We start from the raw sequence: 22,399 nt of genomic DNA, 5'->3' as shown, positions 1-22,399 counted from the left end.
AAGTTACACAATCTATTGATTTATAAAGATAATTTTTTATTTCTCATATTGAATGAAAGCTGTAAATATCATAAGATCTTCTTATTTCGACTTCTTTTATAATGAATCAATCAAAACCATGTTTTTTGTATGTTACAGGCGGGATGAGCGTCTGTAGGTAAAAAAATAAAGCAAGGATATGCCTCTTATGAAACGTCTCAAGTGTCAAGAGCTGTCACAAATTGAAGGTAGGTACAGTGTGTAATGGTGCCGGCTTGCTTCTTGACAAAAAGCGTAAAGATGATGCGCGGCGCGCGTGCAGTGGGACTACTATTATTATTCACGGGCGTTGTTGCGAAGTGGTCTTGGGTGCTTTAGAGATGTTTTTTAAGAAAGCCCGTGAATGGCAATCCAAGTATATTCCGTTTGGGACATTTTGTTTTAGGTGAGGGCGAGTGAGACCAAAAAGACATGTGATAAATAAGAGCATGAGGCAATAGGTAATCTCCGTTATTTTAAAGATATTGCTTTAGATGTCTTTGAAAGGCGTAAAGCTAAATTAAAAGGAAATGACAAAGATGAAAACTGGTTTTTACCTTAAATTTTCATATTTTTCCCAAATTAGGCTGTTTTCCTATTTTAAGAGATTATACAAACAGAGATGCGCAATATTCTTGCCTCCATTTGGCATATAAAAGCTATAACAGCTGAGAGAAGTACTAAACTGTCTTAACATTTTTTTCAAACATACTGCTGCGGTAAGTTTGGATGTTGATTTATAGGCAATACTAAACGCACACGCTCTCTTAAGAAGACAATGTCATAAAACACATAACTTTCCAGCAATAGATTGGAGAGAAGTGCCGGTTTTTTACCAGACACTTTGCAAAACAACAACCATAACACAATTAGCTTTACGTCTACTTATCCTTACAGGTGTTTGCACAAATTCTTTGCATCATATTTATAAAGATCAAATTGACGATAATATATGGACAATTCGTGGTTCGATAATATGAAAGGTTTACGTGATACTACAAAAATTTCGTGTCCTTTTATCATCAGAGGCAATAAAAATGCTAGAACAAGCGCGTTTGCTATTTTGCAATATTCTTTTTTCTGCAATCGGTTGTGGTTTTTTTGAAGCAAATTATACGGCTCAATATGTAATGTGTAAGAAAACCATTCTGATTGATTGAAAATAAGAGGGCTTGAGATGAAGGAATGTTTGAGGGGAGCATTAAACAAACGAAAGATGAATTATCATTATAAATTAAGAGATTATTATGATTAGCTTCAATTTAATAAACCAATTTCACGCATTTTCATTAAAATTGTGTGATTAATTTTACCTGTTACAGGAAGATCAAATATTTTTTGAAACTGTTTTAAGGCTTCTATCGTCTTTTGATCTTCTATTCCTGTGACAATAACCTCCTCATTCCCAAAAATATGTAAAGCTTTTTGCACTTGTATAATATCTTCAACAGAAGGCTCTAAAATAGCTTCTTTTAAGTGTGTCATATTTTTTGTATTGTTTGTTTCTATTTCGCTTTGCTTAATTAATAGCGCGATTTCATCTGCTGCGGGATTAGATAGAACATTCTTTTGCATTCTCTGAGCAGTTTGCTGTTTCCATAAAGTGATGGCTCGGCGTGTTTTAGGTCCTTCCAGTCCATCTAATGGTCCATCATAAAGTCCTAATTTTGCTAGTTCTTTTTGCTTTTCCAGCATGCTTGCTGATTGAGAGGGTAAAGGTGAATTTGTGTGCTTATGACTTTGAGAATGTACAGAAGTTACACGGGAGAGTTCTTGTGATTTTTCTTCTTTTTCCGATAAAGTAGAGCTCTTACCTATACTTTGAACAGAGGAAAATTTCATTTGAGTTAAAATATTTTGATGCGTTGTCATTTGCGAAAATAAAGCATTAAATGAAACAAATAAAAAACTAATGCTAAAAAGAAGAGATCCAACAAAAAATAAAGTATTTTTTCGTGTATAGAAATACAGAGTTTTTGCACTCCAAAAAATAAAATGAAAAGTTATAAGAAGAAGTGTTATAACAATACTACTATAGTATTTACGGTATTTTACAGTTTTTTTTCGGTAGGTTTTTCGTTTTGTTGCCATTACTTTTATTTTCAGTTGCGTTTATTTTTTACAAAGAAACAAATATAAATTAGGAAACGAATATGAATCAGTTCTTACTTCCAGCCAGAGAGAAGTGCATTGACATTATTGATTTTTCCTTTCAAACTCCTAAAATGAGCGGCTTCATTATATCAATTTATAAGTTGATAAATCAACAAGAGTTCTTATCAACGTTTATTCATTTTATTTTATACAAATCTTTAATGTGTATAAAGAGAGCACCAAATGATTAGCATTCAAGATCATTTTGGTGTTTGCAAACTGCATTATCACATATAATTATCTAAACAATAATGCCACGTTATTCTTCATTTTGGGGCATATGTTTGCCTATTATTTAAAATAAAATTGAAAATATTTGCCTATAACGCTAAAAAGATGACAATCATTATCTATTCTTTATAATTTACATATAGATGGTTACTTATCCATAAACGGTTTGGTAATAATAATTATCTCTTAATATTATTATATTTTGGTATAAATTCCTTCTATTAAATAATTTTCATAAGTATTAATTAAATTGATGTTTACAATGTTATAGAAAAAACTGGCTTGAGATGTAATCATAAGAGATGTAGTTATTTTTTGATGTTTTTATTGACAGGTTGACTATTTTCATAACATTCCAGTAAAAATTTTATAGATAATATAAATATTTTATCGACACTAGAGTCAGAATAACAGAGTTTACTCTTTTTAGCTTTTTCAACTAAGCTAAGATGGTGGACTATTATTTAAAATAATTATGTACACAACACGATTATCTCTCTCATTTTTTATCATAGTATGTTCATTAACATGACCAGCTTGTAAGTGTATAATTTTGATGTTAATTTTTTACTGAATAGACAATGTATCCCATTTTATACAGCGGAATTGTGCCATATTTATAAAAAAGCCAATGATATAGATCCAATACATGAATACTCAATTTTATAAAAAGCACATTTTATAAATTGTTTATAAAGCAACAGTATATAAAATGCTTCTTTTATTGTATTTACCACTGCGGTACATTGATTGTCCATGATACGTTTTTTAATCAAATTATCATTTTTTTTATTTTTTATTTTTGTCATTATTTCATTTTTTGTAGCAGATCCAAGCAGTAACCATTCTTCTAGCCCCCAAAATAATGAGACAACAACGAGCGATGTGATTATTGCTTTTAAGGAAGCCTTAAATGACTTAGGCGCATTTTGTGACCGTAATATAAAAACCTGCAAAGTAGGAAAATCCTTTTTAAGTTCACTTGGCGAGCGCGCATATTACGGTGCAAGAGCTGCTTATGAATATTTAGGGAACATATTAGGAAACAAAAATGATATCAGAGACTTCCCCTAATGTTTCTTACAAAATCGAAATACAAGAGTTCTTACAAAACCATGCAATGTTATCTTGAAATAAGGTTTTTTAACGTTCTTCGTGTTATTTATGTTAGGAAGAATAAATATTTATTTTTTATAAGTGTATTCAAGAATGATTATTCAAACGAAACAGGACTAAAATAATGGCGGAAACAATCGGTAATATTATAGAGAACTTTTCGCTTTTGGATAATTGGGAAGATCGTTATCGTTATGTCATCGAGCTTGGCTATGAATTGCCACCTTTTCCAGAAAGCGCTCGAAACGATGCTCACAAAGTTCCTGGTTGTGTTAGCCAAGTGTGGCTTTTATCTTCACGTAATAACTCAAAAGATCCAATATTGACGTTTCAAGGTGATTCCGATGCTCATATTGTGCGTGGACTCATTTACATACTTCTTGCTTTTTATTCAGGCAAAAAAGCTTCTGAAATTCGCAATTCTGATGCTCAAGAGCTCTTTGAAAAACTTGGTTTAAATGAAAATCTTACACCACAACGATCAAATGGTTTGAAATCAATGATTAAACGGATTCGTAACGAAAGCTATATGTAATCCCCTTGGTAGAAATTGCTATATATACAAAAGCTTCACACAAAACATGTATACTAAAATCAACTTTATGCACGAAACCATTTTTTCGCAAAATAAGATTATTTAGTTTTTTTCCGTTTGCTTTTGCGTCCAAGCCCCATTTCTTTGGCCAAAGCCGATCGTGTTTTTGCATAATTAGGCGCCACCATAGGATAAGAACTATCTAACTGCCATTTTTCACGATATTCCTCTGGCAACATTCCATAATGTGTCATGAGATGACGCTTTAGAGATTTAAACTTCTTTCCATCTTCAAGGCAAATGAGATAATCAGGAAATACTGAACGCTTCGGATTAACGGCAGGCCTTTGTTTTTCAACTTCGACTTCTGTTAACTCTAGATTCCCTGCTTTACGAAAAGCAGCATGGACATCAGCAATTAAACTTGGCACTTCAGTCGGTCGAATAGAATTATTACTCACGTAGGCAGCAACAATATCAGCAACCAATGTAATAACTAAATTGCTTTCAGTCTCTAAGACTGCACGATGTTCCATTCTTGTTTCCTTTAATTTAAAATTGAGTAATTCAAAATCGAGATATAGTGCATATACTCATGATATAAAGATCTCATGCACATGAGTTTCATATTGTACAAAAATCTTTTTTGTCAATTCAATTATTCTATAAAATTGCCAAAACACAAAAAAATCAAATAAATACCTATTTTTTGTCATAATATACAATAAGAAAAACGAAATTATTACATGCTAAAATATATTTTTACCCTATAACATATCATACATAATATATAATACATCACAAATATAAAAAAATATATGATAAAATTTATTTATTTTTTTTGAGAACGTAAAAATAAAATTACTAATTATAAAAATATAATATATAAATTATTATATTTTATTTTGAATACTTATATTTTAGTAAGTTTATGTTTAATAAGTTTTAAATTTGTTTTTATTGTTTATATTTATAAAATTTAATAATAAAAAACATGATATATTATAATTATGACATAATGGTATTATTTAATAATATAAAACTATTCATTAAAAGGAGAGAGGACATTTTTATTTTTTATACAGTAATAATAATATTTTAGATATATTTATTCCTTTCTGTAAAATTATGCGATTATACTGTTTCAAAAAAAATCAATTCTTTTTCTAATAGTTTAATTGTTTTACCAGTCACTTTCATTATAAAAGTGGTGTTATATCCCTAGAAAACAATAGCTGTGATATGTAATGAACAGAAAAGTATTAGTTTTAAAAATTATCATGGTGCTATTTTTGCAAGTGAATAGAACTTATAGGTTTTTACACTTGCATCAATCATTGTGATTCTAACATATAAACGAAGCTATTAACATATTTTAATATAGGATTGTGTATGACTCGCACTTTTGCAATTCCTCCCAAAGCATCTAGAATCACTCATAAGGAAATATATCATGGTATTTTTCGTGATGATCCCTATCATTGGCTACGTGCGTCTAACTGGCAAGATGTTTTGAAAGATCCTAACTGTCTTGATCCCAATATTCGACATTATCTTGAAAAAGAAAATGCTTATCAATCAGCTCAAATGGCTGATACAAAACCATTACGAGATTTGCTTTTTACCGAAATGAAAAACAGGATCCAAGAGAATGATAGTTCTGTTCCTATAAAACATGGTCCTTTTGCTTACGGATTCTCTTATGTTACCGGAGGTCAACAACCACATTATTTTCGGACACCAAGGAATGGCGGAGAAAAAAACGTGTACCTTAATGGTGATGTCTTGGCAGAAGGCAAAGAATATTTTAAATTTGGTTCAGTTCAAGAATCTCCTGACCATACACATGTGGTATGGACCTATGATGACAAAGGATCAGAGTTCTATACAGCTAAAATTCGTAATTTTGAGACATTGTCTGACTGTATGGACACAATTACTGATACATCTGGTCAAATTGTATGGGATGCTAGATCTGAAGGTTTTTTCTATACTAAGATGGATAAAAACCACCGACCTTCAGAGCTCTATTATCACCAATTAAACACAGATCAATCACAAGATAAGCTTATTTTTCGTGAAGACAATCCAGGTTTTTTCTTAGATGTAAGCGGTTCTAAGCTTAATGATGTTATTTATATTAATATTCATGATCATGAAACATCCGAGATCTGGTTAATTCCTGCTGAGGCGCCTTTTACTATTCCCCAATGTGTACGGAAACGACAAAAAGGTATTGAATATTCACTTACAGAAGGTGGTGATGTCTTTTATATTCTGACCAATTTAGATAATGCAAAAGATTTCAAAATTATGGTAGCGCCATATACATCTCCACAATCAGAAAATTGGTCTGAGTTTGTTCCACATCAGCTTGGGTGCCTAATATTATCCCATGATACTTATCAAGATTTTCTTGTCTGGATCGAACGTTTTGAGGGGCTTCCACGTATAAAAGTAATGGAACGTACCACTAAACAAGTTAATTCCATCGCTTTTACTGAAGAGGCTTATTCTTTAGGTCTGCAAGGAGTTGCAGAATATAACAGTCCAACTATTCGTTTTTCCTATTCGTCTATGACAACACCTGATCAAGTGTTTGATTATGAGATGAAAAATTGTAAACGAATGCTTTTAAAAACGCAAATAATTCCCTCTGGGCATAATAAAGATGCATATGTAACACGACGGATTACAGCAATAGCAGACGATGGTGAGAAGATTCCTATTTCACTTTTTTACCACAAAAACACTCCCCTTGATGGTGGTGCACCTTGTCTGCTTTACGGTTATGGTGCTTATGGGATTTCTATTCCTGCCAGTTTCAATAGTAATGTACTTTCTCTAGTAAACAGAGGTTTTATTTACGCTATTGCTCATATTCGCGGAGGAAAAGAAAAGGGAGTAGGGTGGTATGAGAAAGGAAAACATCTCTTTAAGCACAATACATTTACAGATTTTATTGCTTGTGGGCGTTACCTTGTAAACAATAAATTCACTTCTCACGATCGGCTGATTGCTCATGGTGGTTCAGCAGGGGGGATGTTGATGGGAGCCATTGCCAATATAGCTCCCCGGGATTTTGCTGGGATCGTAGCGAATGTGCCTTTTGTTGATGTTTTAGCGACAATGTTAGATGCTTCATTGCCACTCACACCTCCAGAATGGGCCGAATGGGGGAACCCTCTTGAATCGGAAGAAGATTATAAGCTTATTGCTTCCTATTCCCCTTACGATAATGTCAAAGCTCAAAACTATCCCCCTATACTTGTGATGGCAGGATTAACAGATCCTCGTGTAACTTACTGGGAGCCTGCAAAATGGGTGGCAAAATTACGAGACCTAAAAACAGACGATAATGCAATTTTATTACGTATTAATATGGATTCAGGGCACGCTGGTGCAGCTGGACGGTTTTCAAAGCTAGAAGAAGTTGCCTATATCTATGCATATATTCTAAAGATAGCAGGAAAAGACTTTTGCTAATCCATAATATCTCTGTATGAAAGTCTCCGATAATTTATTGGATTATAGAGACTTTCATACACTAAAAAATTATTGAGACAGTTTAAAATTCACATTCTTCATAAAGTTCCAAAACATAGTCCCAATTAATTAAATGGTCTACAAAGGATTCGAGGTACTTCGGTCGAGCATTGCGGTAATCAATGTAATAGGAATGTTCCCATACATCGACACCCAAAATAGGGCGAGCATTGTGCACTAAGGGATTTTCACCATTAGGAGTTTTCATAATTTCAAGCTTGCCATCTTTAACAGCAACCCACGCCCATCCAGAACCAAATTGGGCACTAGCAGCAGCAATAAAATCAGCGCGGAATTTGTCGTAACCACCTAGATTAGCGTCAATAGCTTTTGCTAACTTTTCAGGAAGTTTTTGGCCACCACCATTTTTTTTCATCCAAAGCCAAAAGTGGTTATGATTGTAATACTGCGCTGCATTATTAAACAAACCAATATTTTTTCCAAAACTTTTTTTAACAATATCTTCAAGGCTTTCATTTTCTAAGCCTAACTCTTTCACAAAATTATTGGTGTTGGTAAGATAAGCAAGGTGATGCTTATCATGATGATATTCAAGCGTTTCGCGTGACATATAAGGCGAAAGGGCATCGTAATCATAAGGCAACGGGGGCAATTCAAAAGCCATTTAAAAATCTCCTCGATTCTAATTGTTAAGCTTATTTCATAAGCCTAATTTGCCATTTACCGAATTTAAAAGCAAATGTTGAATACCTAGTTTGTATGAAATTAGTTTTAATGTCTCTCTTTTTGTAAAAGAAGCTTTTAGGAAATGTATATTCATCAATCAAAAAGGGTATTGGTCTACATAAAGATTGCTTCTGAAGATTTTTTACATCTATGAGCGGGTAATAAATATCATTATCTTTTGAATAAAAAGTAAATGGAAATAGCGATTATTCCTTGTTTTGGTATCTCTATTTTTTCAAATGCCATATAAAATGTTTTTAATTTTTGCAAAACTCTTTTAGAGTACTAGTGTATCATAATGTTTTCAAAAGAATATTAAGTGTTATTTTTCAATGTGCTTGATTTCATTTTATGGTGCTACCCATGAATAATATAATGTAAAAATTAGTGGACATTACCATCTTTATGCTTAATGCAAGAGCACAGCAGCACTATCATACACTTACCGGTTGCCAATGTGGTGACAGCTTTTTTCTTAAATTGAGCAAGATGGGATTTTAATATATCAAGAAAAGTAAATCATATGCAAATTTATTAGATACATGAGTAAACTGCAAGATTTTCATTTTCTGTTCCTAGAAAATCAATACAAAGAGTAAAATAATTGATGGATAAATGGTTCCTACTTATATTAAAATCACAACTGTATATCAGTTTCTGCTACGAATTTGTATCGATGGCAATGCCATACAAGACTCAGAAATTTTATGATAAAAAAGTAAGGTCTTTGATTTTCAAATATTGCGTTCAATCACAGGAATCGCTATAAGGTGCAAGAGTTGCTATAAAGCGTGTTTTTTTGGGGTATAGCCAAGCGGTAAGGCACCGGTTTTTGGTACCGGCATTCCCTGGTTCGAATCCAGGTACCCCAGCCAATTCTAGTGAAATTAGTTAATCAAATTTCAGCTTGAGAGTGGATCAATCTCCTTAACCATCTGTTGCTATTCATAGCAAGTTTTGTAAGCTGAAAAATACCCATTTGTAGCGGGTTAGCTCTAAATATGGTAAGGTTTTCTTTTACTATAGCTATCGCTTAAAGAGCTCTTTTAAAAGATTCTTTTCTACAAGACGAGGGGGAAATGATTTATGCGCACTTGCTTTAGAAAAACTATTTAGCTGGATTTTTTGCTCTATAGCAACACCAGCGGGTGATTTTCCGTATTCCACCATCTTCATTACGCCGAACAGCGTAGCAATAATGCTGATTAGGAAACACATGCCGCTGCATGTCATGTACCATACCAGCAGCATGTCCATAGGGTGCCACACAATCAATAAACCACATATATTCTCCGCCTTGCCAATCCGCATCGGACAAAAGCTCTCCCTTTTCAAGCATAGATTGATGATTTTTCTCATCTAAAAAAGCCCAAGTGATAAAGGCGCAAAATTCTCCACGTTCATTTTTATAGAGTTTATATTGCCCAGTCTGTAAAGCTGGTCCTAAATTTCGATCTATATCCCAGATTCGCCAGCGGCGGTATAAGGGAGATGTAAGCATTAAAACAACCATAGCTCCTAACGCTGTAAGAGGATCTATGAGTGAAGGTGATGAATTTTCATTTACAGACATTATCTTTCCTTTAAAGATTGTTCTAAAATTTTGGTGATAGGTTCAAAGAAATAAGAAATGAGACGCCGTTTTGAGGTAATGACATCCGTTGTCACAGTCATGCCAGGGATAAATTTAAGTTGTTTGTTATTCAAAGTGATATGATCTTGGTCAATTTTGATTAAAACAGCGTAGACACCATTATTAATTTCTTTATCATAGCGCGCTGTAGCGCCTACATTAACGACTGTACCGTGGATAACACCGAAACGTTCAGGTGGAAAGGCAGAAAACTTGATGTAAGCACGTTGGCCCTTTTCTAAAAAACCAATATCTCGATTATCAAAAAATGCTTCAACAATGAGACCACCTGCACCAGGGACAATGCGCATGAGCGTTTTACCAGCCTCTACAAAGCCGCCCAAAGTATGGATACTTAAATCATCGATACGTCCATCAACAGGTGCATAAAGTGATAAGTGGTCAAGATGGTATTGAGTGCTATCAAGCTTTGCTTTTAATCCTTGAAGATTCAGTTCTGTTTCACGCGAAAGTTGCCGATAGCGGGCGATTTCATCGGAAATGAGACTTTGCCGTTGTTGGCGGAGGGTGTTTATTTCGGCGGCATTTTCTTCCAAACGTCTTTGATTGGTTAAAATTTCATGCTCGACATTTTTAAAGTCATGTAAACGCTCTAAATAAACCGCTTGGCTAATGACTTTTGTTTCCATTAGGCTTTTTGCAGCCTTTAATTTCCCTTGGCTTAATTGACGATCATCTTCCAACCTATCTAATTGCGCATGTTGTGTTGAACCGCTGCGCTCGACGCGGTCCGCTTGTGCTTTTAGCGCTCTTAATTTATCTTGGAGAGATTGAAGGGCAGCGCTAATGAGTTTTTCCCCTTCTATTCTTGCAGTCTGATTGCCAGAAGGAGGAACTGGCAGATAGGCAAGCCCTTTGGTCACAAAATCTTCATCCAAAGGATCACTTTCATGCAAAGCTGTTAAAATAGCTGTTGCAATTTGTGCTTGAAGGGTTTGTTGCGCGATATCTGCTTGAACACGTGCGCACTCATTGAGGGCTTCACGAGGATCTAATTGAATAAGGAGATCACCTTGATGAACAAATTGCCCTTCTTTTACAAGAATTTTCTCAATGCGTCCTGTATTTTGCGCTTGGACCAGCTGAACGTAAGCGGTGGGAATAACACTTCCTTGCCCCCGTGCAACAATCTCTGTTTTTGCGATAAAGCTGCCGATCACAATAAAGAGAAATAAGGTGACTAAAACAGCAACCACCATATGAAGCGTTGGTGACAAAGGGCGCAAATAGGGAGCTTTATCTGCCATTTTTTGCCTCCAAATCAGTAAAGTTTAAGACGGTTGCATGCTGAGGGAAGAGGTCACTTTTGTGGGTAATAACAAGAACAATACGATCTTGCGAAAGTTTATATAAATGCTCAACAATTTGTGCACTGACAGCGTCATCCAATGCGGAAGTAGGTTCATCCAAAATAAGCAGGCTTGGGTTTATCAGAAAGAAACAAGCCAAAGCCAAGCGTTGGCGCTGACCACCTGATAAAAAACCACCTTGCTCTCCTACTTGAGTATTGAGTCCTAGAGTCAACTGAGCAATCAAATCATGGCAAGCACTAACATATAGTGCAGCATCGATTTCATCTTTAGTGGCATCTGGTTTAGCAAGAAGCATATTCTCAAGAATAGTTCCGGAAAAAAGGCAAGGATTTTGAGGAAAATACGCGATTGTTTTACGCACGCTACGGACATCAAAATTCTGTAAAGGTTGGGCGTTAATCAATATCTTTCCGCTTGTTGGGGGGGAGAGTCCACAAAGGAGCTTCGCCAAGGTTGTTTTTCCGCACCCTGAAGGACCAAGTAACATAATTGGTTGCCCAGGTTGTAAACAGACATTAAGATGATTGATAATGGACTTATCTCCATAAGAAAAACAGAGATCGTTGGCTTCAAGATGAGGAGGAGCGCTGAGTTGAAGAGGCGGCTTTTCTTCTTCCCATTCTGAAGGGGAGTTAAGAATATCGCCCAAACGAAGACGAGAGATTTTCAAATGCTGCCATTCTTCCCATAGGGATGCAAGGCTTAAGATAGGACCAGAAACATTTCCAGCGAGGAGATGAAAGGCAATAAGTTGTCCTAGTGTAATCTGGTTTTGAAGAACTGCCTGAGCACCAAAAAAGATAATAAAAATAGTGAAAAGATCACCAAAAATATGGCTCATGGCTCCATTGAGAAGATGCAATTTACTGGTCGTAAGGCTTTGATCTAAACTACGGGCTAAAGTTTCTTGCATGCGTATTGTATGGGCTGGCTCCTTTACATGCGCTTTTATGGCTTCAAGATTGGTAAAACTTTCAATAAGGCGCGATTGATGGGCGGCTTGCAGAGTAAAAGCACGGCGTAATTGGCGGCGCAAGAAGGGACCGACCAACGCTAAAGAGCCCATTTGCAAGGGTAAAACAATAAGGACAATAAAGGTAAGTTTTGGACTAATGGAAAAGAGTGCAGCAATATAAATAATGGCAAAGAGAACATTTAGCACAGTTGTGGCGATGGTTCCTGTTAGAAACCCGCGAATTGTATCAACCTCTCCGATTCGCGTGAACAGTTCCCCCACTTGCCAAGTGCGTAAAATAGGCAAGGAAAGGCTTAACACATGGGTGTAAATGCGCCGTCCAAATTCTAGTGTAAGCCGATTGGCTAAATAAGCTCCTAAGTAGCCTGATAGAGTGCTAAGAGCCGTGCTAAACAGCATGATAGCAACCATCAAGACAACGATAGCATAGAGACTTTCAATACGCTGAAAAGGGAGAATACGGTCGATAATCGCTTGAAAAATAAAAGGATTCACCAAGCCGAGCAAACGTAAAACAACAGCAACGCAACTAAGTTCGATGACATAATAGATATATTTCTTTGTTGTTCTTGTAAACCAAGAGAACGATACTAGTTTTTCTTGTGAATGACTCATTTGAATTTATGATTTTGTTTAAGAGAAAGAGCGATTGATGTCGCATATTTAAACAGTATTGTAAATAGTATTATATTCACACAAAAATATACATTTTGTAGATTATAATATAAATATAATGTATTTATTGTTTATACAGTATTTTTATTATTATTTTTACAAATTATATTTGACATTTTCTAAAATAAACAATAATGAAATTCCCGCTGCATCATTATAATACAGTTATTTTTAACAATAATTAAAGAGGTTTTATATGTTTCGTCCATTTGGTTCTAGTTTTTCTAATGGTTGGTCTCATGTTTCTAATACGTGGTCAAATATTTCATCAATGAATTTTTCAAGCAGTGGATCACGACCTGGGTGTACTGTTGGAGATTATCTCTCTGCAGGATTTTCAATGGGACATAGGGGACATGATATGGGAGTGGTAATTGGTGGAGTTATGGGGGGGTAACTGGAGGACCAATAGGCGCTGCGGAAGGTTTATGGTTAGGAGGAAGAGTAGGCTCTGGAGTAGGATTTGCCACAGGTATAGGAAATACAGCCTATCGATGTTATCGCTAATATAAAAATCAGCAGATATTTCTAAAATGAACAAGCTTGTAGGCATAATTATGTGTCTACAAACTTGACAGGAAGGTTTAGGTGCATAATTTTACAAAATTATATATTTAATTTGGATTTTTTTTATGAATGATCTTATTCGTATTATTGTAGAATTATTATTTTCTATAGGTGCTTTATTTATATTTTTCTATACATTGTTTTCATATTATAAATCTAAAGGTTATAGTAAAAAAGAAATTTGGAAAAAAATTTTGTTAAGAATATTTTTGTTAGTTATATTATTTTCTATAACATTTTTTATTTATATACGTTATTTCTATGAACAATGATTATTCATTATTAATTTATAATTATAGATTAATTTGGAAATTTTATTTTTATATTATTTTACTTTATTAACTTTTGTATGATATAATATATGTTAATGTTTATTGTTTTTATATATATTTAATTTGGATTTTTTATGAGTGATATTATTCGTATTATTGCAGAATTATTATCTTCTACATGTGCTTTCTTTATATTTTTCTATGCAATGTTTTTACGGTATAAATTTAAAGGTTATAGTAACAAGGAAATTGTGAAAAAAATGTTGTTAAGCACATTTTTGTTCATTATATTTGTTATATTACTTTCTATAACAGTTTTTATTTGTATACGTTATTTATATGAAAAATGATTATTTATTATCTTTATATAATAATGTTTTTGATATTTTATTTTCAATATTTGTTTTTATATTTTCATTAATTTATAGATACAGTGGTGACAGTTGGAAAAATAGTATAAAGGAAGCAATTAAGACATTTAGTGGGTTCTTTTTGTTATTTTGGGCGTTTTGTTTTATTTATGTTGCGTTTAAATATATTAGATATTAGTATTTATATTTAAATTATGTTTGATAAAAAATTATTTTCATTTAAATAAGTTTCTATTATTTGTAATAATATATATTTTTTTTATTATTATGAAATTTCTTTATAAAATTGAAATAATCATTTATTGTAAAATACAGATGAATTTATGTGTATTTTATTGTTAATTTTTTCTGTAACTATATTACATATGCATCATATTTTATGATAAATGTATTTCATCTTTCTTGATGAGGGTGTATTTTTCTATTTTCATTGGAAAAATGCGCCTGTAAGAAATGCTTAATTTCCTTATTAGATAAGTCTTCTTTCCTACTTTTATGATGAGATTTCTGAGCATAAAAAATATATGTAAAATCAATTATAGTATTTAAGTTTAGAATTTGAATTCAAATATTTTATCTATATGTCACGCGCTAAAAAGAGGCTATAAGTTGCTTTTGGGTGTTTAAAGAACTTGTCAGTAATGCTTATGGCCGTCGAGAGACGATAAATGTTTTGTGCGTTTCTGCACGTCTCAAAATTTATTTTTGAAATAAGCTAATTTAGTAAATGTAACTTACTATACTTCTAATCTCTACTCATTATCTTCAGAAAGAGGAAGTGAGGCGATTTCTGTATCAAGTGCATCCATAAAATCGATAATAAAAGCAGCATTTGTCCCCAAATCTCTTGGCAAATAACGAGAAGCAGAACGCATATCAACAAAAGTTGTATCCCCTTCATCAGTTAAACGAATAACAATATCTAAAATAAAGCCAAGGTAAAAAGTTTTTGCTCTCGTTTCGATATAAATTTCATTTTCTTCGCCTTTGAATTCTCGTTGCGCTACAACAGGCCAATCATACGCAGCTAAAACATTAAGAACGGATTCGCGAATACGGTTAGGTGAGCCATCATAACGGCGCCCCGATATTTCTGGCCATTGTGACATCTGTATTGCTGCTTGTTCAGTCAAAACACTTTTGAGCGGTAAAGCATCACTGGGACGTATTGTGCGAAAAAAAGCCGGCGGGTTTTGTGTATCGGTAGAAATATCGTAAAGAGCTGGTAAGGTAAACCAAAGTCCCAAAAAGAGCATCAATGGTGTTGCAGTTATTAACGAATAAACGATCCCTTTTAAAGCTTTCATTCCCCCTAGGGCTCCATAGACCCACAAACTATGAAGTGCTTTAATAGCCAGAAAAAGAGAAATAATTACACAGCCAGTAGAGATACCTATCAAAATTATGAAATCGGTTACGTTAAGTACGGAAAAACGTTGTAAAATGACTGAAAATAATAAAATAAAGAACGATAATCCACCAAATCGAGGGGACCATACTGCTGCTCTTGAAACGAACCGAACATATCTCTTCTTCATGAAGTTTTTCCCCTCAATTGTAAACTATAAGCTAAGTTTTTTCAGAGTGTATATCTTACAAAAAGCTTATGCTCATAAGACAAAAGTAAAGCACTTATTTGGGAGGTCAAGGATGCGTAATGTCTCATCAATTTTCTGCGATTATTTTAGCGCTTTATTGAAGGTAAACAGTATTTCTTCTATAGTTTATCATGTCATTGATGCAAATTTTTTGGGAATGTTTGTAAATAAAAAGAAATAAACTCAAATAACAAGTTTTACAATTGTTAGCAGCATATTTTTTTAGAGCTTTACTCTTGATTTTTCTCTTCTGATTGCGGGGAGTTTTTTCTGTCAGATAATGCGTATCAAATAGGATATGATGATGTGCAATAGAGATTTCATTATATCTCAATAAAAAATTGAGGGATTTATAATCAGATAAATTTGAATATTCAATTAATAGAGAAAAAAGATAACCATTTTGATAGGCTTCATGTATTTTGTATAGAAAGTAAGGTGTTGTACAAATGAGAGGTTAGTCGGTTTTTATTCATAAAATATACGGCAGGTCGCAGATGAAAGGAAAGCTTCACTTTCTTTTTTCGCAAGGGAAGAAGGGACAAAAGTACGTAAAATAACAAACCCTTCATTCAAATTTTTAGCAACCAAAACTGAATTGGTATTTTTTTTAGGTTTTGATTTTTTGAGTTCTATGATTTGTATTGGTTTTCCAATGATAAGATCGAGTGTCGCATCAGGGGCTGTTCGGTCATTAAGGCTATAGAAAATAATTCCGTTGTGTGTGTAGGCTGCTAATGACCAAAATTGTCGTGTTTTCAAAGCTTTTAAATGAACAGGTCCATTTTCAAGGTTAAATCTACAGACTTTAAGAAGAAAGAGGGGATCAGCAGATTGTTGAATAGGATTATCGGGAGTAAAAGCAACAAATTGATAAGGGGCTCCGGATTTTTTAAGTGCTGTCCATATATTATCCTGTGCCCAATAGGGGATCAGAAAGAGAACGCAAATATGAACGATAATAGCGCCAATGATTGCAAGAAGTGCGGTATAAATAAATCTAGTCACAATTTATTTGTCCTGATGGGATTTGTTCTATTGATGGCATTGTAAGCTTTTGTAATGCCGTTGCAGAGATGATTGAGGTATCGTATAAGGTAAGAATAAGCACGAATTCTTTTTGACTAACTGTTGCAAGCCAATTGCCGGCTTGCGGTGTGGGTGAAATATTGATGCGCAATGAGCCATCATGCTCATAAGTAATAGCGTTCGTGTGGAGTTCAAAAGGTATTTCTTTGGATGAAGTATGGGGTTTAAGGGATTTGTCAGCTGTATAAAGGGTAAAAAGACGGGTTTCAGGGATGGTGCCTTTGAGTAAATAATGACAGTGATGATGAAGTGGACGCCCTTGGTTATCTAGCCAAATCTGGAATTGAATACCTTCAGTTCGTCCGAGTGAAACAATGCCTTGTTTAGCGGTGCGGGCGCGGGTATAAGGATCCATATTGGCTGTTCCCATTTGTGGATAAGCACTCCATTTTCCAATTCTAAAGAGTCCAAAATGAGGAAAGGAATTGAGCACATAATCGACACTCAGTGTTCCACATAAAATGGAAAAAGCGAAGATAAAAAAGAAAATGGTGATATTAAAAAACATCAGTGAATATCTTGAATTCAAAATGTTGAATCTCCAGTTGTTTTCATTTTCAAAGAAATTACAGATGTTTTTTTCAGATCTTTGTTAATCAATCGCACAATATTCAATGTTTCAGGAGAAAGCGTAGAAGGTATTGGGGGAAAAAATTCAGAATCTGCATGGGAAGAAAGTACTGGGGGCCGATAAGGAGGAAGGAGAGAATCTTTAACACCATAGAGCTGTTTGAGCATGATATTTTGATGTGCAGCAAGCATGATGCGATGCCATATCATGGCAGGAACGCCACCCCCAAAAGCACGATTCATCGGTGAAAAGTTATCATTTCCCATCCATACGGCTCCCGTATAATTGCCTGTAAAGCCAACAAACCAAGCATCACGATAAGATTGTGATGTTCCAGTTTTCCCTGCGACGAGAGTCATGGGCAGAGCAGCACGCTTACCAGATCCTCGTGTCGTGACACCCACCATCATTTGGTTCATATAAGCTGTTGATTGTTCACTCAGAACTCGGTGTAACTTATTTCCGTTATGTTCGAAATCCCATACCACATGCCCATCAATTGTTCTGATTTGCGTGAACCCATGACGATTACCAGCTATCCCGCCATTCGCAAAGACATTAAAGCCAGTTGCTTGATCCATGGGGGTCATGTTGGAAGTACCAAGAACCATTGTTTTGTGTGATAAAATATGCGCGTTAATCCCCATATTCTTGATGAGATCTATGATGGGTTGGGTATCACGGTTAAGATATTGATAGGTGAGATACACAGGGACTGTATTAATAGAAAAAGCTAAAGCTGTTGCTAAATCAATTTTTCCCAAATAACGACCAGAATTATTTTTTGGTGTCCAACCTCCCCAATTGATAGGAGCATCTAAAACGATTGTCGAGGGAGACAGTCCGTGTTCCAGTGCGGTTGCGTAAACATAAGGTTTGAATGAAGAACCAGTTTGCCGTCCGCCTTGTGTTGCTCTGTTAAATTGGCTCTTTTTATAATCTTGTCCTCCAACAATTGCGCATACGGCACCGTTATTATCGAGTATAACGGTGGCAGCTTGGGTTACGCGATATTGTTGACCATATTGATGTAAATGATATGCGATTGATTCTTCTGCTGCTTTTTGAATATTCGGATCAAGGGTCGTTTGAATAATTAAACTATGGCTTGGAAGTTGATTGCGCATTTTTTTGACTTCCTCGAATGCCCAATCAAGAAAATAATCTGGCTGATTATTTTCTATTTGGGGAAGTGCCTTAGCAGGGTGGCGATGCGCATTGATAATCTGGCTCTTCGTCATAAAGCCACTATTAACAAGATTAGAAAGGACGACATTGGCACGTGTTTGAGCTGCAAAGAGATGACTATGAGGAGCATATTTTGTTGGAGCTTTAAAGAGTCCTGCTAACATAGCAGATTCACTTAAAGAGACATGACGTATGTTTTTTCCAAAATAAAATTTTGCCGCTGCGGCAATACCAAAATTGTTTCCTCCCATATAGGCTCGGTCAAGGTAAAGTTGTAAAATCTGCTTTTTGCTAAAATTTGCTTCTAGCCAAAGAGCAAGATAAGCTTCTTTGATTTTACGTGTTATGGTTCTTTCGTTTGTTAAAAATAAATTTTTAGCCAATTGTTGTGTGAGAGTTGAACCACCTTGCACCACACCTTTAGCTTGCATATTTTGTGAAATTGCCCTTGTAAGTCCTTGAAAATCAATGCCCCAATGATCAAAAAAACGACGGTCTTCTGTAGCGAGAACCGCTTTAATGACAGTGTCAGGCATTTCTTCAACGGGGACAGAGATTGCCGGCAGTGCACCACGGTGCCCAATGGAATTTCCATAGCGATCTAGAAAAAGAATGGAAAAGTTTTTAGGAGAAGACCAATCTGTTTTGGTCAGTTCAAAAACAGAAATGCCAAAAATGGTAAAAAGAGTAAATCCCATCAACCCTAATGTTAGTATTTCATCGAGAACTTCAACGATAAAAAGTTTCCATCCTTGAAGATGAAAATTTTGTGAGACGATTTTTGCCTTTTTCCAGAAAAAACTGTTAGCAGAACGAATGTGATAAAGCGCTGTGTCTAATCGTGCGTCTAATTCAATGAGAGCAGGACTATGAAATGGCTTACGGTGTTGCCCTTTCTTTTTTTTAAAAAAATCAAACATTTAAAGAGAGCCTATGGCAAAGCAATACAACCAAACAAATCTACAATAATTATATGGAGTAGAAGTATTTTTTTTCTATAGTTCTAACAGAGAAAGAATTTGTTTTAGAATTATGCATTTTTTGTAAGATAGTATATTAATATTTTATTATTTTATTGAATAAATTTTATTCTAATTATTAAAAATATTTTTTTGATTTTTTAAAAATTTGGAGTAATGTTAATATGTTATTCTGTAAAATAGAGGATAAATTGTTTTCATTTGTGATTTTTTAATCGACCAAAAAAAACCATTATTTCTTTTATCCTTTATCAAGGAAGAGAAGAGATGGGTTATTGAAATATTTATGATGAAAAAAAAATTCTTGTTCGTAATAATAGCAGCTTTTTTAGGAGCAGATTCTGTTCTAGCTTCTGGGTGTGCTGAAGTAGGTAAGAAGGCTGCCGCACAAGAGAGCGGGGTTCTCGTCCGTTCAAAACCGGTTGTTCAGGATGGAAAGAACATGTGTGCAATTGTGGTTGTTGTACCAGCCCGTAATGGTGAAAAGTTACGTCGTGTTGAATTTTTTGTTCCTGCTGATTAGTTTTTGGCAGATGGTGTTGTGATGCGTATCTTAATCGTTGAAGATGATCGGAATCTTCACCATCAATTAGCAGAAGCTGTAAGACGTGCAGGATATGTTTCCGATAGTGCTTTCGATGGTGAAGAGGCTTATTTTTTAGGGAGCACAGAGTCTTACGACGCGGTGATACTTGATATAGGTTTACCGCAGATTGATGGTATTAGTGTTGTTGAAAAGTGGCGTCAAGAAGGGCTCTCCATGCCTGTTTTAATGCTAACGGCGCGAGACCGTTGGTCTGATAAGGTGCAAGGTATTGATGCTGGAGCTGACGATTATGTTGTGAAGCCATTTCATTTGGAGGAAGTGATGGCGCGCTTGCGAGCATTAATTCGTCGCACTACGGGACATGCGACAAGTGCATTATGTTGCGGAAATGTTTTGTTGGATACAAAGACGTCTCGTGTTTTTGTGGATGGTCAATTGATTAAACTAACATCTTATGAATTCAGACTGCTTTCGTATCTCATGCATCATTGTGACAGGGTCATTTCAAGAACAGAGCTTACTGAACATCTTTATGATCAGGATTTTGATAAGGATTCGAATACGGTGGAAGTCTTTGTAGGTCGGTTACGGAAAAAGCTTGGAGTGAATTTGATTGAAACTATTCGAGGAATGGGATATCGCGTGAGAACGCGAGGTGATTAATGAATGTTTTTGAAGAGAATAATTGGTATAGGAGGTTCTTTTTTGTAATTACTCGATCTCTCAGTTTACGTGTTATGATCTTATCAACATTATGGGTTGTTATTTCTCTTTTATCGATTTCTGCAGTAAGTATTTTATTTTATAAGCGTTCGACTGAACAAAGCCTAGAGCGTATCCTTTCTGCTCAACTCTACAGTCTTATTGCAACAGTGACGGTGTCATCGGAAGGTACTTTGATAGGTGGGGCTGGGATTGATGATATTCGTTATTCTGATCCAACAACAGGATGGTATTGGGAAGTTGTTGCGATATCCCATAATTTAAAAGGAAGATTGACATCTCCCTCATTGGGAACAGGCGAGATATTTACACCAAGTGATGTTGATATACCTTTTGACAATAAATTCTTTCGCTCTTATCGGATAACGGGGAACAATGGTCAAAAGCTACAAGTGATTGAGAGTGATGTTGTTCTTGATAATAAAAATCATATTGCACGTTTTCGGCTTGTTGGGAATATCGATGAAGCTCATGCCCAGGTAAAGGAATTTAAGCGAACTTTGCAAATTTTTCTTTGGAGTTTCGGTATCGGGAGTGTTCTTATTAATATTGCTATTATTTTCTTTAGTTTTCAACCGTTGAAGCTTATTCGACGTGCATTGAATGATATTCGCGAAGGAAGAGTTCATTATGTGAATACGGATTTAGTAAGCGAAGTGATGCCGCTTGTACAAGAGATGAATGCTCTCATTAATAATAATCAGCGTATTATTGAGCGATTTCGCACACAGGTTGGTAATCTCGCGCATTCATTGAAGACGCCTCTATCCGTGATTATGAATGAGACAGATAAGATGCGCGGAGAAAAGGCTAGTTTGTTGAGAGAGCAAACGCAAATAATGCAAGCTCAAATCAATCATTATCTTCAACGTGCGCGGATTGCAGCACAATGCGATAGTGTTGTCTATCATACGTCTGTTCGCAGTGTGCTTGAACGCTTGGTGCGGGTTATGAAAAAGCTTAATCCTGAAAAACAAATTCAATTTATTATGGATATTGATGATATTGTTTTTTCTGGAGAGAAGGAAGATTTAGAAGAAATTATAGGAAATTTGATTGAAAATGCTACTCAGTGGTCTCGCGCAAAGGTTTTGATCTCTTGTTGTTTAGAAGAAAATGCTGAAGAAACAGAATATTTTAGTATCTTTGTAGAAGATGATGGTCCTGGTTTAACAGAAGACAAAATTGATGAAGCATTAAAAAGAGGGCGGCGGTTTAATGAAAGTAAACTAGGGTCAGGCTTAGGGTTAGCAATTGTTTCAGATATGGTCAGTGAATATGGTGGCAATCTCTTTTTATCACGTTCTGATTTGGGTGGATTGTATGCAAAAGTTTTATTACCTAAGATGGGAGAATAACATATTTTCTCCTTAAGCAAGAAATGTCTATAAAGTTTGTAAAGCAGTATTTTCAGACAATACATCAAAGAGTAGGGAAACATTGTTTTTAGTTTCTTTGTTTAATTGATGTATATAATAGATTTTATAATATTCTCCATGAAAAAATGAATTTTTATTAATTCACATCATTTTTCTCATGAAGAGGATAAAATGTAAGTGAGTTATTCTCTGTTCGTATTGGAAAAAAA

At 34.8% G+C, this 22,399-nt stretch carries 16 protein-coding genes, 1 tRNA gene and 1 pseudogene; 8 read left to right on the top strand and 10 right to left on the bottom strand.

Translation table 11 applies throughout. The features are described 5' to 3' along the window. Positions 1–1,275: 1,275 nt before the first annotated feature. On the bottom strand, positions 1,276–2,109 hold the full coding sequence (locus ACFILT_RS07730) for a peptidoglycan-binding domain-containing protein (RefSeq protein ID WP_375679845.1): 834 nt from the start codon (positions 2,107–2,109) through the stop codon (positions 1,276–1,278). Positions 2,110–3,159: 1,050 nt separating this feature from the next. On the opposite strand from ACFILT_RS07730, the pseudogene ACFILT_RS07725 reads away from it, so the two are divergent. Then, positions 3,160–3,535: pseudogene (locus ACFILT_RS07725) on the top strand (DUF5330 domain-containing protein). A 108-nt stretch (positions 3,536–3,643) separates the two neighbouring features. Continuing rightward, positions 3,644–4,054 (top strand): SufE family protein, encoded by a 411-nt coding sequence (locus ACFILT_RS07720; protein WP_375611146.1) that lies wholly within the window; start codon positions 3,644–3,646, stop codon positions 4,052–4,054. Between the two features lie 98 nt (positions 4,055–4,152). On the opposite strand, the gene ACFILT_RS07715 is transcribed toward ACFILT_RS07720, so the two are convergent. Further along, positions 4,153–4,590, bottom strand: a complete 438-nt coding sequence (locus ACFILT_RS07715; RefSeq protein WP_012754848.1) for a MucR family transcriptional regulator — start codon at positions 4,588–4,590, stop codon at positions 4,153–4,155. 856 nt (positions 4,591–5,446) lie between these two features. On the opposite strand from ACFILT_RS07715, the gene ACFILT_RS07710 reads away from it, so the two are divergent. Then, entirely contained in the window at positions 5,447–7,540 is a 2,094-nt protein-coding gene (locus tag ACFILT_RS07710; RefSeq protein ID WP_375678979.1) for a S9 family peptidase, read from the top strand. 82 nt (positions 7,541–7,622) lie between these two features. On the opposite strand, the gene ACFILT_RS07705 is transcribed toward ACFILT_RS07710, so the two are convergent. After that, on the bottom strand, positions 7,623–8,225 hold the full coding sequence (locus ACFILT_RS07705) for a superoxide dismutase (RefSeq protein WP_375678980.1): 603 nt from the start codon (positions 8,223–8,225) through the stop codon (positions 7,623–7,625). A gap of 862 nt (positions 8,226–9,087) precedes the next feature. Between ACFILT_RS07705 and ACFILT_RS07700 the strand changes: the two genes are divergently transcribed. After that, positions 9,088–9,162: transfer RNA gene (locus tag ACFILT_RS07700), tRNA-Gln, on the top strand. 233 nt (positions 9,163–9,395) lie between these two features. Here the strand turns inward: ACFILT_RS07700 and ACFILT_RS07695 are convergent. The 3 genes from ACFILT_RS07695 to ACFILT_RS07685 are packed head-to-tail and all read right to left on the bottom strand — an operon-like array spanning position 9,396 to position 12,845. Beyond that, on the bottom strand, positions 9,396–9,860 hold the full coding sequence (locus tag ACFILT_RS07695; RefSeq protein ID WP_375679844.1) for a toxin-activating lysine-acyltransferase: 465 nt from the start codon (positions 9,858–9,860) through the stop codon (positions 9,396–9,398). Then, the gene (locus ACFILT_RS07690) at positions 9,860–11,188 is read right to left on the bottom strand and encodes an HlyD family type I secretion periplasmic adaptor subunit (RefSeq protein ID WP_375679843.1); all 1,329 of its coding nucleotides are present in this window, start codon (positions 11,186–11,188) and stop codon (positions 9,860–9,862) included. Before ACFILT_RS07690 ends, ACFILT_RS07695 begins: the two co-directional genes overlap by 1 nt. Next, positions 11,178–12,845, bottom strand: coding sequence for a peptidase domain-containing ABC transporter (locus ACFILT_RS07685; RefSeq protein WP_375679842.1), 1,668 nt, complete (start codon positions 12,843–12,845; stop codon positions 11,178–11,180). The genes ACFILT_RS07690 and ACFILT_RS07685 overlap by 11 nt, the downstream gene beginning before the upstream one ends. Positions 12,846–13,101: 256 nt before the next feature. On the opposite strand from ACFILT_RS07685, the gene ACFILT_RS07680 reads away from it, so the two are divergent. Then, positions 13,102–13,302, top strand: coding sequence for a hypothetical protein (locus tag ACFILT_RS07680; RefSeq protein WP_375640599.1), 201 nt, complete (start codon positions 13,102–13,104; stop codon positions 13,300–13,302). 1,565 nt (positions 13,303–14,867) lie between these two features. Here the strand turns inward: ACFILT_RS07680 and ACFILT_RS07675 are convergent. From ACFILT_RS07675 to ACFILT_RS07660, 4 genes are all read right to left on the bottom strand, one after another. Continuing rightward, the gene (locus ACFILT_RS07675) at positions 14,868–15,653 is read right to left on the bottom strand and encodes a DUF1499 domain-containing protein (protein ID WP_375679841.1); all 786 of its coding nucleotides are present in this window, start codon (positions 15,651–15,653) and stop codon (positions 14,868–14,870) included. A 528-nt stretch (positions 15,654–16,181) separates the two neighbouring features. Continuing rightward, positions 16,182–16,721, bottom strand: coding sequence for a hypothetical protein (locus ACFILT_RS07670; protein ID WP_375678987.1), 540 nt, complete (start codon positions 16,719–16,721; stop codon positions 16,182–16,184). Next, positions 16,714–17,310, bottom strand: a complete 597-nt coding sequence (locus ACFILT_RS07665) for a DUF1214 domain-containing protein (RefSeq protein WP_375679840.1) — start codon at positions 17,308–17,310, stop codon at positions 16,714–16,716. The genes ACFILT_RS07670 and ACFILT_RS07665 overlap by 8 nt, the downstream gene beginning before the upstream one ends. A 17-nt stretch (positions 17,311–17,327) precedes the next feature. Further along, positions 17,328–19,481 carry a transglycosylase domain-containing protein gene (locus ACFILT_RS07660; protein WP_375678989.1) on the bottom strand — a complete coding sequence of 718 codons (2,154 nt, stop codon included), beginning with the start codon at positions 19,479–19,481 and terminating at the stop codon, positions 17,328–17,330. Between the two features lie 346 nt (positions 19,482–19,827). Here ACFILT_RS07660 and ACFILT_RS07655 point away from each other — a divergent pair, with 346 nt between their 5' ends. The 3 genes from ACFILT_RS07655 to ACFILT_RS07645 are packed head-to-tail and all read left to right on the top strand — an operon-like array spanning position 19,828 to position 22,169. Continuing rightward, the gene (locus tag ACFILT_RS07655) at positions 19,828–20,064 is read left to right on the top strand and encodes a hypothetical protein (RefSeq protein WP_375611157.1); all 237 of its coding nucleotides are present in this window, start codon (positions 19,828–19,830) and stop codon (positions 20,062–20,064) included. Positions 20,065–20,085: 21 nt separating this feature from the next. Continuing rightward, complete coding sequence (locus tag ACFILT_RS07650) at positions 20,086–20,751, top strand: response regulator transcription factor (RefSeq protein WP_375631805.1); 666 nt, start codon at positions 20,086–20,088, stop codon at positions 20,749–20,751. Then, positions 20,751–22,169, top strand: coding sequence for an ATP-binding protein (locus ACFILT_RS07645; protein ID WP_375628213.1), 1,419 nt, complete (start codon positions 20,751–20,753; stop codon positions 22,167–22,169). Before ACFILT_RS07650 ends, ACFILT_RS07645 begins: the two co-directional genes overlap by 1 nt. The last annotated feature ends 230 nt before the right edge of the window (positions 22,170–22,399 follow it).

The organism is Bartonella sp. AP7XZML, assembly GCF_042195745.1.
Lineage (GTDB): Bacteria > Pseudomonadota > Alphaproteobacteria > Rhizobiales > Rhizobiaceae > Bartonella.
Note: the sequence above shows the minus strand (reverse complement) of the source record. Positions and strands in the feature narration are given on the sequence as shown.

Excerpts from the sequence above, each read along its gene's own strand:
- ACFILT_RS07665 (WP_375679840.1), bottom strand. The coding sequence starts at position 17,310 with ATGTTTTTTAATATCACCATTTTCTTTTTTATCTTCGCTTTTTCCATT.
- ACFILT_RS07680 (WP_375640599.1), top strand. The coding sequence starts at position 13,102 with ATGTTTCGTCCATTTGGTTCTAGTTTTTCTAATGGTTGGTCTCATGTT.
- ACFILT_RS07655 (WP_375611157.1), top strand. The coding sequence starts at position 19,828 with ATGATGAAAAAAAAATTCTTGTTCGTAATAATAGCAGCTTTTTTAGGA.
- ACFILT_RS07675 (WP_375679841.1), bottom strand. The coding sequence starts at position 15,653 with ATGAAGAAGAGATATGTTCGGTTCGTTTCAAGAGCAGCAGTATGGTCC.
- ACFILT_RS07695 (WP_375679844.1), bottom strand. The coding sequence starts at position 9,860 with ATGTCTGTAAATGAAAATTCATCACCTTCACTCATAGATCCTCTTACA.
- ACFILT_RS07720 (WP_375611146.1), top strand. The coding sequence starts at position 3,644 with ATGGCGGAAACAATCGGTAATATTATAGAGAACTTTTCGCTTTTGGAT.
- ACFILT_RS07660 (WP_375678989.1), bottom strand. The coding sequence starts at position 19,481 with ATGTTTGATTTTTTTAAAAAAAAGAAAGGGCAACACCGTAAGCCATTT.
- ACFILT_RS07705 (WP_375678980.1), bottom strand. The coding sequence starts at position 8,225 with ATGGCTTTTGAATTGCCCCCGTTGCCTTATGATTACGATGCCCTTTCG.
- ACFILT_RS07715 (WP_012754848.1), bottom strand. The coding sequence starts at position 4,590 with ATGGAACATCGTGCAGTCTTAGAGACTGAAAGCAATTTAGTTATTACA.
- ACFILT_RS07685 (WP_375679842.1), bottom strand. The coding sequence starts at position 12,845 with ATGAGTCATTCACAAGAAAAACTAGTATCGTTCTCTTGGTTTACAAGA.
- ACFILT_RS07710 (WP_375678979.1), top strand. The coding sequence starts at position 5,447 with ATGACTCGCACTTTTGCAATTCCTCCCAAAGCATCTAGAATCACTCAT.
- ACFILT_RS07645 (WP_375628213.1), top strand. The coding sequence starts at position 20,751 with ATGAATGTTTTTGAAGAGAATAATTGGTATAGGAGGTTCTTTTTTGTA.
- ACFILT_RS07730 (WP_375679845.1), bottom strand. The coding sequence starts at position 2,109 with ATGGCAACAAAACGAAAAACCTACCGAAAAAAAACTGTAAAATACCGT.
- ACFILT_RS07650 (WP_375631805.1), top strand. The coding sequence starts at position 20,086 with ATGCGTATCTTAATCGTTGAAGATGATCGGAATCTTCACCATCAATTA.
- ACFILT_RS07690 (WP_375679843.1), bottom strand. The coding sequence starts at position 11,188 with ATGGCAGATAAAGCTCCCTATTTGCGCCCTTTGTCACCAACGCTTCAT.